Raw genomic sequence first — 10,178 nt, 5'->3', positions numbered from 1 at the left:
TGGGCGGCGCGCAGATCGATCGCGCCTCGCAGCAGCGCGGCGTCCAGTTCGGCGTGGCAGCGGCTCAATTGCCGGCTCAGCGCGCCCAGCTCAAGCAGATTGCCCGTAGCAGCCGGCAGCGCTTGCAGGCATAGCCGCAGTTGTTCCAGCGGCGCGGCGGCGGTTTCTTCCGGATCAGGCGGAGGAATACAAGAGGGAAAGGTAGGAAAGGTCATCACGGTCTCCATGTCAGTTTGGAAACCTGCCTAGGCGAGGCTAGGACAGGCACGTGACAAGGTGGCAAGACCGGCTTACTAGACCAACGACCGGCAGTCCAGAGGACTCCCTGCCACGGCCTGCCCCGAATGGGTACAGCGTGGCGGCAGACGTAGTTGTGCCAAAGGCGGACACGACTTGTCTGCGGTCTAGAAATTTATAGGCTTGCCAGCCCGGCGCCGCGTGATTAGGCACGACGCGGAACCAAGCCTAAACAGGCTGGAAGGGGGCGTCAAGGACAGCGCGGACTCATTCTGTTCTACCGCGCACAGAGGGCCAACGTAAGAGGGAATAGCAGGAGGAAAGGCCAAAGGGGGCGGCACGGTCGCCCTATCGGCTTGGAAACCCGCCGAGATGGGGCTAGAGCAGGCACGTGGCAAGGTGGCAAAACCGGCTAGCTTCTTCCAAAGAACCGGCAATCCTTTCGGACTCCCTGCCACGGCCCGCTCCGAATGGGTACGGCGCGGGACCCAGCCTAAATAGACGGATGGAGAGCGTCAAGGAAGCGCAGCGAGATCAAACCCGCACATGGCGAGGAAATCACGTCCAAGAACCTGTTCACGATCTTTTGTAGATGTGGTTAAGCGTTGCTAGATACGTAGGAGACCACGTATCCGACGCGCCCCGGGTCCCTTCAAGCCTGCCGACGGGAGGCAGGCCCGAGGTCTTAATGAGTTCAGCCGCACCTCGGGCCTGACGGGACCCGGCGGGAAGCCGCAGGCCGACGCGGCGCTCCGGACCGGCTTAATCGCGGCCCAGCTTTGAGTAGGCAATCGGCTTGTTCGCGCCCGTCTGCAAGATGGCGCTGGTATCTTGCTGATCGCTAGGGCGGTAGAAGTAGAAGCTATCCTCGCCGGCGGCATTCTGCTTGTGCATCATCTGAATCCCGATGCCATTGAGCAGGATGCTGGATTCCAGCAATACCTTGCGGGCATCGTCGACGTTGTCGCACTTGAAGAAAGTATCAACACGCTTGCTCAATTCAAGCAGCACATGGGAGAAATCCCTGTTGTCCGCATACTGGCGGAAATCCGAGGTCGAAGCGTGAATCGCCTTGTTGCCGGCGACGGCAAGATCGACGATGGGTTCGCGCAAGTCCCACAAAATGCCGTCGTAGCCCTGAAAACCATTCCCTTCCACCAGCTTGCGCAGATTATCCATCGCCTGCGGGTGGTAACCCGCGTTCGGATCTTTCAGCGAGAAATCCGGATTCATATTGTCCTGGCCAAACAAGTCAGCGGTTTTGATGCCAGGCGCGATATTGATGCCGGTCATCCCTCTTTGCTCGGCCTTGTCCTTGAGTTCCTTCAGCGCTTCGTGCTTGAACGAGCAGAACACGATGTTTTCCAGCGGCGTGGAGGCATGTCCATCCGAGCCATCGGCCAGCAGGTCCAGCATTTCATTGACCGCGCCGGCGTCTTTCAGCTCGATGTTGAGGATGATGGGGTTCTTGCCATATTGCGTCAGCGTCTGGTTGGCGTCGTTGACCAGTTCCATCACTTCGGCCAAGGTGGGCATGCTTTCGCCGTTGTGGCCGAGTGGAATCTGTTTCAGTTCCTCCACCGTCTTTTGTCCAACCAGATAGGACGCCTTGGTTTCCCCTTCCGGCAATTGAGCGCCGCTGCGGTCGGCCTGGAAAGCGTTACGCCAGATTTCATCGTCATGGGTGACGACCACTTTGCCGTCGCCGGATTTGAAGATATCGATCTCGATGGCATCCGCCCCCTCCAGAATGGCGGCCTTGATCGCCGGCAGGGTGTTTTCCGGCAGATACTTGTCCGGGAAAGAGGAGCCGAACACGCTGGTGGGGCCGGTGCCGCGATGCGCGGTCAGCAGCAGATGCTGGCCGGTGCGCTCTTTCAGCATTTCGCTGTAAGCGCGGGACTGCAGCATTGTTTGCTTGTCTCCCTCATTCAAGCGAGTCATGCCCTGATTGGCTTGCCCGCCGGTATCGGAGCCGGTTTGGTGGATAGTGGATGTCGTATGGGTGGAAGCCGTGGAAATATGCATGATCAAACCCCTAGTGCAATAAGAAATGAACGCTTGCGCCGCACAGATGGAATGACAGGTCTCCGGCTTGGCACGATGCGAGGCATGACTGCATGGTAGCCAGGCCAAGATTGAGGGACTTTCAAAAAACAACTATCCGAGCGAGTGGCTTAGCGCTGAGTCGGCGAGTTTTCACACGCGCACCACACCAATGAAAATCAAGCACTTCAAATGAACCGCTTGCCCCGGACAGACATAAAAAACGGCGCGCCGATTGGGCGCGCCGCTTGCGTCTGAAACCGTCCCGGCTTCAGCGCCGGGCCTGGCGATAAGGCGCCAGCACCTCGGCCAGCTCCGCCCGGTCCTCATGCGGGGCCAGCACCGCCAGTTTCGACAGATCCATCTTGCCGTCCAGGAAGGCCAGCAGCCGCTCCAGGTCGTCCAGATCGCTCATATAGTGGCCGGAGGACAACACCAGCGATCTGGCCTTGCCCTCGCGCAGCTCTATCATCGCCGCCGCCCGCACTGGCTTGCCGGCGCTGGCGCTGGTATGGTGCAGCCGACCCAGCACCGCGTCGTGGACGAATAGCCTGTCGTCGCGGTCCAGCACCAGGATGGCGTAGCCGGGCATGCCCAGCTTGCCGTTGGAGCCGGTGGTGTCGATAGCCGTGCCGTCCGGCCGCCGCCATACGCCGTCGGCCACTTCCGCCAGATAGGGCTGGCGCGCGGCGGCGTCGCTCAGATAGCTGACTTGCGGCGCGTCGCCCAAGCGCGCCATGCGCGGCGGCTGGCCCGGCCTAGCCAGGTTGATTTCCAGTTGCGGACGGGCATCCATCCAGGCGAAGAAGTTTTCCCTGGCGTTGTCGCCGCTGGCCACCCATTGCCGATGCGCCGGCTGCGCGTATTCCCGGTAGCGATGACGAGGATCGCGCGCTTCACGCAATTCCTCGTCCACCAGGCCGGTTTCCCCTTCCCTGGGCATCAGCGCGGCGACGAAGCGGGCGGCGTCGCGGAAACGCTCCAGCGGTCGCGGCGCGGGTTCGCCCGCGTGGTCCACGCCCTTGATAGACTGCGCCAGCCGGCTGGACGCCGCCGGCGGCGGCGCTTCCGGGCGCGGCGGCGGCATCGCCGCGCCGCTTGCCGTGATTCTCATCGAAATATGTCCTCTCGCTCGTTAACGACAGCCGCTAGCGCGCCAGCGGCAGTTCTTCCCAGCCGGCGAAACTCTGCTTGTCCGCCTGCCACAAGGGGTACTGGCGTTCCATCAGCGCGTCCAGCGCGGCGGCGGCGGCGGTGAAGCCGGCGCGGCCGGCGGCGAAGCCTTCCATCGCGGCGAAAAAGGCAGCGCCGTCCTCGCCCTGGCGCCGCAGGTAGTAAGCGGCTTCCTGGCGCACCGCCGAGCCCGGCTCGGCCAGCTTGCGGCACAGCGCTTCCAGCGCCGGGCGTTGCGCCTGCCGCAACGCCGGCCAGCGCTCGCTCTCGTCCACCGCTTTCAGGTGCAGATAGTGCATCAGCGGCGCGCTCAGGCTGTTGTCGCCCCAGCGCTCGCCCAGCACCGCGGTGGCGGAGGCGCCGGCGTTGAGGCCCAGTTCCAGCGACACGCCCGGCTGCAGCGGCACGCCGCCGGAGGCGGACAGGCCGAGATCGCCACTGGCGCTGACCCGGCTCAGTTGCAGGCGGAAGCCGGCGGCTTCGGCCGGGAAATCGGCCTGGGTCTGGTATTGCGGCCGATAGAAGCGCAGCAGCAGGGTCAGCGCGCCGCCGCCTTGCACGCCGACCGAGCTTTGCAGGCCGGCCAGCGCCGCCGGCACCTCGGCGGCCAGGCCATGCGGCGCCAGCTGCGCGCTCAGCGCGTCGCGCAAGGCGTCCAGCGGCCAAGAGCCGCCCAGATTGCCGGACAGGCTGAGCCGCACGTCCTTGTAATCGCCAGCGCGCACCGGGTTGTGGTGCAGGCGGGTGCGCTCGGTCAGCGAGGCTTCCGCTTTCAGGCCCAGCGGGCCTAGCGTCCCGCCCAGGTCCAGCGCCACGCTGCGGTCGCGGATTTGCAGGCGCAGCACGTCGTGGAAGCTGGTGCGCTTGGCCAGCGCCGCCGGGTCGTGGCGGATGGGCGGCGCGTACAAGCGCGGCGCCAGTTGGTCCAGGCTTTGCAGCAGCGCCGCGTCGCCCTTGTCCGTCGCGGCCAGCCGCAGCGCGGCCTGGGCCAGCGCCATATTGGCCAGCGCTTCCTCGCGGCTGCCGGCGCGCCAGGCGCTCTGGATCGAGCGTTCCACCGCCGCGCCGCCCTCGCGTTTGCCGATGCCGGCGTCCAATTGCTGGGCGACGGCGCAGAAGTGTTCGAATTCGGCGCGCAGGCTGTCCGTCGCGTCGCGCAGCCTTGCCGGCGTCTGTTCGCGCAATGCCGCCATGCTTTGCGCGCCGCTGAGCCAGCTCAACGGCCGGCTGCGCGTGTCCGCGCCCATCAGCGCGGCGGCTTTTTGTTCGATGCCGGCCAGCCGCTGCGCGGCGATGGTTTGATTGCGCGCCGCGCCCTGTTCCTGGCTCAGGCCTTGCCAGATCGGCGTCAGCGCGTCGGCCTGGATGTCGATGCGTTCCACCGTCGCGGCGACGCCGGCGCCGATGCCGACGGCTTCGGCGCGGGCGGAGGCGCTGCCCTTGACGCTGTCCACCGTGCTGGGCGGCAGATAGGGTATCTGCGCGCCGGGCAGGGACGCGGCGCTGTCGCGCTGGCCCAGCCAGCCCAGCAAGACGCCCAGCCGCTGCTGTTGATCGGCGGCCTGCTGCTGCAGTTGCCGGTACTGGCGCAACTCATTGCCGTGGCTAGGACGGAACAGACGGATCAGCGCGCCCACCGCGGTGCGGGCGCTGACGCCCAGGGTGTCGCGGCGCGAGCCGTGCGTCAGTTGCTCCGCCTTGAGTTTGACGAAGGCGGTGGCGCTGGCGTATTCGGTCGCCGTGGTGCGCTGGCGGCGGCCTTCCAGCGCGCCGGACAAGGAGGCGACGCCAACGCCGGCCTGAACACCGGCGCGCGCCGATATCGCCTTGCCCTGGTTCTGGAACACGAAGCCTTCGTCGTCGTTGTCCATGCCTCGGTTCCAGGCCAGGCCCACGCTGAAGCTGGCCTTGGCGCCGGTGCCCGCCTCTCCCAGGCCCAGGCCGACGCCTAGCGAGCCGCCGACGCGGCGTTCCTGGCTGACGCCGGGCTGATCGAAACGCTGGAATTGCGGCAGCAGCTGCGCTTCCGCCTCCGTCCGCGCCAGCTGCGCCCAGGCCGCCTGGCCCAGCAAGGCCAGCCGCTGCCCCAGTTCCGCCAGCGGACCGCCGGCCGGCAAGGCGCGCGTCAGCGCTTCCATCTCCAGCGACAGCCGCGCGCATTCCTTGATGTCCAGCGGCGTCTGCGCGTCGCCGGCCGCCAGCCTCTGCCGCAGGCTTTCGATGATGGCCACGGTCTTGGGCGTCACCGTGTGGCTGCGCGGCAGGATGTTCAAGGCCTGCACCCAGCGCGGCCAGCGCGAGCGTTCCGGCTCGGCCTGGCGATAGGCTTCGCGCCGCATCGCCAGCAGAGTCTGGCCCAGGTCTTCGCGCCGCAAGCGCAGCGTGTCGTCGCTGAGCCTGACTTCGGCGCCGCGCGCCGGCGGCGCGTCTTCCACGCGGCGTTCTGTCGCGCCGCGCGCGCCGCTCAAGGCCGCCGCCAGGCCTTGCGCCGGCCGCGGTTCCGAATTTTCCGAGAGGCGACGGAAGCCCTGCAACCGCACCGTACCCGCCCCGCTTGCAACTGTGTCCAGCATGTACACCTCCTCGATAACCGCCTGTTTGCAACGTAAACGCGCTGTCGATCACCTTTGTCCGGGCATCCCGGAAGCCGCGGACGGATGCGGGGCGCTAGCCCCGTGGCTGCGCCACGGCGGCGGCGTGTTTCAGATTGCTGCCCAGGTCCAGGCATCCGCCGCCGGACGCCAGCTTCGCCTGCAAGCGCTCCAGCCCCTGCTGCAAGTCCTGCAGCGCCTTCTCGGTGCCCGGCGGCGCGCCTTCGGCCTTGATCCTGGCGAGCTTGTCCAGCACTTGCTGGCAGCCTTCGCTGCCCCACTGGCGCGACGCCTCGGCGCCGCTGGGCTGCGCCGGCGGCGCGGTCACGGTGGCGTCAGCGGTATTGGCGTAAGCGCTGAACGCCGCCGCCAGCCCCGATTTCTCTCTGGGCGCAAGCGCTTCCGCCGGCGCCGCGGCGTCAGCGGAGCTGGATCGGGCGATGTTCTGATTCGACGAAACCTTAAACAACATTTCAAACGCTCCTGATGTGGCGGCGAGGCCAGAACGACGGTGATGAGTGGCCGCCGGCGCGTGCTCGGCGACAGCGTCAAACTACTCCAAAGCCCAAGGGCGAACTTGCATAAAACGGCCGCGCGGCGCGCTCGCGCGGCCGCCGCGTTTTTGAGAGTTTTCCCATTTGTAGCAAGCACTCCCTCACGTAGTATTTCTACACATGGACTTGTCATCTAAAGGAAATCAAAAACATTTTTACGTTCCAACGACATAACAATCAGGACAGATGAACCGTGTCATTCGCTGAACATTTTTTGCAAGCTGGTCCTTGGCGGCAAAAGTACCATCCACTCTCTCTGTTTTTATGACCGGAAGAAGACCTTGACCGCCAGTTGACGACACTGGCAATCCCAGGCTACAGCGGGCGGGAAGCGGCGGAGCACACGCCGCGCGATGCGAAATCCGCAGCCGGTCCCAAGAACCAGCGCAAATCACCCAACAGATCCACCGAACAAAAAACACGCCGACATGACGCGACGCTACGGGGAATAGCACATAAGTCGCGGCATTGGTCGACTCGATCCGCATGGCCCGCCATGCGCTATTGCGCCGTGCGCGCAAGAGGAACTAGAAGATGGCGTTACATAAAGATGGCTTCATGAACAGGCAATTTGTTTTTGGCGACTTCGTTCTGCACTTCGACGGCATGCTGCTGCACCGCGAGCAGCAGATCAGCATCCCTCCCAAGGAACTGGCGGTGTTGACCACGCTGCTGGAAGCGGCGGGGGAGCTGGTCAGCAAGGACACGCTGCTGGACCGCGTCTGGCCGGACGGCGAGGTCAATGAGGAATCTCTGACCCGCTGCATCTACGCGCTGCGGCGCATCCTGCTGGAAACCAAGGGCTGCCGCTACATCGACACCGTCTACGGCAAGGGCTACCGCTTCAGCCGCCCGGTGGCGGTGGTGTCCCGGCCCACGCCGCTGGCGGCGCAATGCTCGGTGGCGGTGCTGCCCTTCCGCACTCACCCGCAACTGGACGCGGTCAGCCTGCACGACGCGCTGGTGCAGTGCCTGTCGCGCTACTCGCCGTTCGGCCTGATCGTGCTGCCGGCCACCATCACCCAGAACTGCCGCGACGTCGCCGACATCGTGGCGATGATCGACCAGCTGCGCCCGGACTACTATCTGGCCGGCCAGACCCTGCAGCAAGGCGGCGTCTGGAAGCTGCGGGTGGAACTGGTGCGCGCCGCCGGCCATCAGCTGATCCACCACGAAAGCATAGAGCTGAGCCCGGAACAGCCGATCACCGCGCTGCAGACCCGGCTGGCCAGCCTGCTGCCGCAACGCATTCCCGGCCTGCGCTGGAACCAGGGCCAGAACCAGGAGCTGGGCTCGCTGGACATGGCCATCACCTATCTGAACGGCCGCCACGAACTGCAGCAGCACACGCCGTCCAGCCTGCGCCGCGCGCTGGCGCTGCTGCGCCAATGCGTGAGCGCCGGCCCCTGCCACGCGTTGCCTTATTGCAGCCTGGCCGAGTGCTATCTGACCCTGGCCCAGCTGGGCTTGTTCGACCAGGCCCAGGCGCTGATCCAGGCGCAGCAGGCGGTGAACAAGGCGGTGGAGCTGGACGCCGCCAATCCGCAGGCGCTGGGCCTCTTGGCGCTGCTCAGCAGCATGCGCTCGGAACAGGCGGTGGCGGAGGCGCTGTTCGAACAGGCGCGGCTGCTGGCGCCGGACGCCATCGACATCCATTACTACCACGCCTGGCATTTATTCCTGTCCGGCCGGCTCGCGCAGGCGCAGCAGGCGCTGGATGCCTGCCTGGAGCGCGACCCTTCGCGCATCTCCGCCAGCATTCTCAAGCTGTGGCTGACCTATTACGAGCACCGCATCGACGACGCGGTGTCGCTGGGCAAGCGCCAGCTGTGCCAGTACGGCCAGGACCACCCGGTGCTGCAAAGCGTGCTGGGGCTGATGCTGGCGCTGCAAGGCCAGCACGCCCAGGCCGACGAGCTGGTGCAGGCGGTGCGCGCGTCCGGCGAGGAAGCCGGCTTGCTCGCCCTCAACCACAGCTATATCGACTACTGCCGGCGCGGCGACGCGGCGCTGCCGGCGCTGCGCGCCTTCCTGGCCAAGGTGGACAGCCGCCAGGTGCGTTCCAGCCTGCTGCCGCTGATCCTGGCCGCTCACGGTCCGGAAGCCGCCATCCAGCACTGGCGGCAGCTGCAGGCCGAAGGCTATCTGTGGATCAAGGCCTGGCGCCACGATCCGCGGCTGAGCGCGCTGACCGAGCAAGCCCTCCCCTCCCAGCCGGAGGCGGCGTGATCCGCGCCTGTCTGCTGTCCGCGCTGTTGCTGTGCGCCGGCGCCGCGCGCGCGGACTGCTGGGATCGCGCCGGCCGCATGTTCAATATCGCGCCGGACCTGCTCTACGCCATCGCGCTGCAAGAGTCCGGCCTCAAGCCGGACGCGGTTGGACGCAACCGCGACGGCAGCCGCGACCTGGGACTGATGCAGATCAACAGCACCCATTTGCCGCGGCTGCGCAAGCTGGGCGTCACCGAACCGCAGTTGCTGGGCGACGCCTGCCTGTCCGTGGTCGTCGGCGCCTCCATCCTGGCCGAGATGATGAAACGCTACGGTTATTCCTGGGAAGCGGTGGGCGCATACAACGCCGGCACCGCGCCCGCGCGCCGCGCCTTGCGCATGCGTTACGCCGAGCAAGTGTGGCGGCGTTACCAGAAACTGCGCTCAGCCCCACCACCCCCAAGCAAGGAGCTCTCATGATTCGCTCGCTTCCCCCCGCCGCGCGCGCGCTGCCCGCGACGCCGCCGCCCACCGCGCCCAAGCCCGGCCCTTCCTCGGCCTGGGCCGCCCAGTTGCGCGGCGTCAGCCAATCCGCCGCGCTCCCGAGCGGCACCGTCGGCCAATTGCGCTTGGCTTTCGAACCAGCCGCGCCCCAGGTTCGCGCGGAGACTTCGGCGCGGCCCATGGGCAAACTGCGTCAGGCCATCGCACAGGCGAACGGCGGGCCAGCCCGCGCCGACGCCGCGCCGACGCCCAAGCGCGATCCGATGGCGCTGCAGCGCATGTTGAAGATGTCGCCCGAGACCTTCCAGGCTTTCCAGAAAAGTCTGGAGGGCAGCGCCGGCAAGCGCGCGCCGGCCAAGGAGACGCCAGCGCCGGCCGCCGTCGTTCAAGCCGCGCCGGCCGCTCCCGCCGCCCCGGTCCTGGCCGCCGCGCCGCAGCCAACGCCACCCGGTCAGATTCCGCCGCCGCCGCCACCGCCTCCTCCGCCTCCGCCCGTCAACGCGACGGCCGGCCCGGCGCGCGCCTGGCACAAGGTCGCGGCGGCCAGCGCGGCCGATATCCAGCAACTGCGCGACGCAGAGAGCCAAAAACTGCGCAAGGAGCCGGGTTCCAAGCCCGCTGCCGCCTCGCCGGAGGGAGAAAAGCTGATCAATGAATTGAAGGAGCGACAAGCCCTTAGAGAACAAAGAATGGCGGCGCGGGCCTCCGGCGCCCAAGAGCGCTAAGAATGTATTTACGATCTTGCGAGCCAAGGCGAGACAAGGCGTTGCGGTTGAGAAAGCGGAATGTACAAGCGGTAGATGAGCATTTCGAAGGTGTACTCACCATGTAACGCTCCACGACGCCAGCAGATCGTAAACAGG

At 66.3% G+C, this 10,178-nt stretch carries 8 protein-coding genes; 3 read left to right on the top strand and 5 right to left on the bottom strand.

Annotated elements, in window-relative coordinates; genetic code table 11:
* The 5 genes from VI26_RS12640 to VI26_RS12620 all read right to left on the bottom strand — a co-directional run.
* On the bottom strand, positions 1 to 215 hold a 215-nt coding region (locus VI26_RS12640; RefSeq protein WP_048410096.1), incomplete at its 3' end, for a hypothetical protein.
* Between the two features lie 784 nt (positions 216 to 999).
* Complete coding sequence (locus VI26_RS23270) at positions 1,000 to 2,148, bottom strand: glycerophosphodiester phosphodiesterase family protein (RefSeq protein WP_053074393.1); 1,149 nt, start codon at positions 2,146 to 2,148, stop codon at positions 1,000 to 1,002.
* A 406-nt stretch (positions 2,149 to 2,554) separates the two neighbouring features.
* The gene (locus tag VI26_RS12630) at positions 2,555 to 3,397 is read right to left on the bottom strand and encodes a hypothetical protein (protein WP_156183861.1); all 843 of its coding nucleotides are present in this window, start codon (positions 3,395 to 3,397) and stop codon (positions 2,555 to 2,557) included.
* A gap of 34 nt (positions 3,398 to 3,431) precedes the next feature.
* A complete protein-coding gene (locus VI26_RS12625) occupies positions 3,432 to 6,029 on the bottom strand; it encodes a hypothetical protein (protein WP_156183860.1) in 2,598 nt (865 codons plus the stop codon).
* Between the two features lie 94 nt (positions 6,030 to 6,123).
* Positions 6,124 to 6,519 carry a hypothetical protein gene (locus VI26_RS12620; protein ID WP_048410093.1) on the bottom strand — a complete coding sequence of 132 codons (396 nt, stop codon included), beginning with the start codon at positions 6,517 to 6,519 and terminating at the stop codon, positions 6,124 to 6,126.
* 616 nt (positions 6,520 to 7,135) lie between these two features.
* Between VI26_RS12620 and VI26_RS12615 the strand changes: the two genes are divergently transcribed.
* From VI26_RS12615 to VI26_RS12605, 3 genes are read left to right on the top strand one after another with little or no spacing between them, the layout of a single operon-like run.
* Entirely contained in the window at positions 7,136 to 8,830 is a 1,695-nt protein-coding gene (locus VI26_RS12615; protein ID WP_048410092.1) for a HilA/EilA family virulence transcriptional regulator, read from the top strand.
* Positions 8,827 to 9,291 carry a type III secretion system invasion protein IagB gene (gene iagB / locus VI26_RS12610; RefSeq protein WP_048410091.1) on the top strand — a complete coding sequence of 155 codons (465 nt, stop codon included), beginning with the start codon at positions 8,827 to 8,829 and terminating at the stop codon, positions 9,289 to 9,291. Before VI26_RS12615 ends, iagB begins: the two co-directional genes overlap by 4 nt.
* Positions 9,288 to 10,040 (top strand): hypothetical protein, encoded by a 753-nt coding sequence (locus VI26_RS12605; RefSeq protein WP_048410090.1) that lies wholly within the window; start codon positions 9,288 to 9,290, stop codon positions 10,038 to 10,040. Before iagB ends, VI26_RS12605 begins: the two co-directional genes overlap by 4 nt.
* Positions 10,041 to 10,178 lie beyond the last annotated feature (138 nt).

It is taken from the genome of Chromobacterium sp. LK1 (assembly GCF_001043555.1).
Lineage (GTDB): Bacteria > Pseudomonadota > Gammaproteobacteria > Burkholderiales > Chromobacteriaceae > Chromobacterium > Chromobacterium aquaticum.
Note: the sequence above shows the minus strand (reverse complement) of the source record. Positions and strands in the feature narration are given on the sequence as shown.

Bases quoted from the DNA above. Each gene is read 5' to 3' on its own strand.
- VI26_RS12615 (WP_048410092.1), top strand. From the start codon at position 7,136: ATGGCGTTACATAAAGATGGCTTCATGAACAGGCAATTTGTTTTTGGC.
- VI26_RS12625 (WP_156183860.1), bottom strand. From the start codon at position 6,029: ATGCTGGACACAGTTGCAAGCGGGGCGGGTACGGTGCGGTTGCAGGGC.
- VI26_RS12620 (WP_048410093.1), bottom strand. From the start codon at position 6,519: ATGTTGTTTAAGGTTTCGTCGAATCAGAACATCGCCCGATCCAGCTCC.
- VI26_RS12630 (WP_156183861.1), bottom strand. From the start codon at position 3,397: ATGAGAATCACGGCAAGCGGCGCGGCGATGCCGCCGCCGCGCCCGGAA.
- VI26_RS23270 (WP_053074393.1), bottom strand. From the start codon at position 2,148: ATGCTGCAGTCCCGCGCTTACAGCGAAATGCTGAAAGAGCGCACCGGC.
- VI26_RS12605 (WP_048410090.1), top strand. From the start codon at position 9,288: ATGATTCGCTCGCTTCCCCCCGCCGCGCGCGCGCTGCCCGCGACGCCG.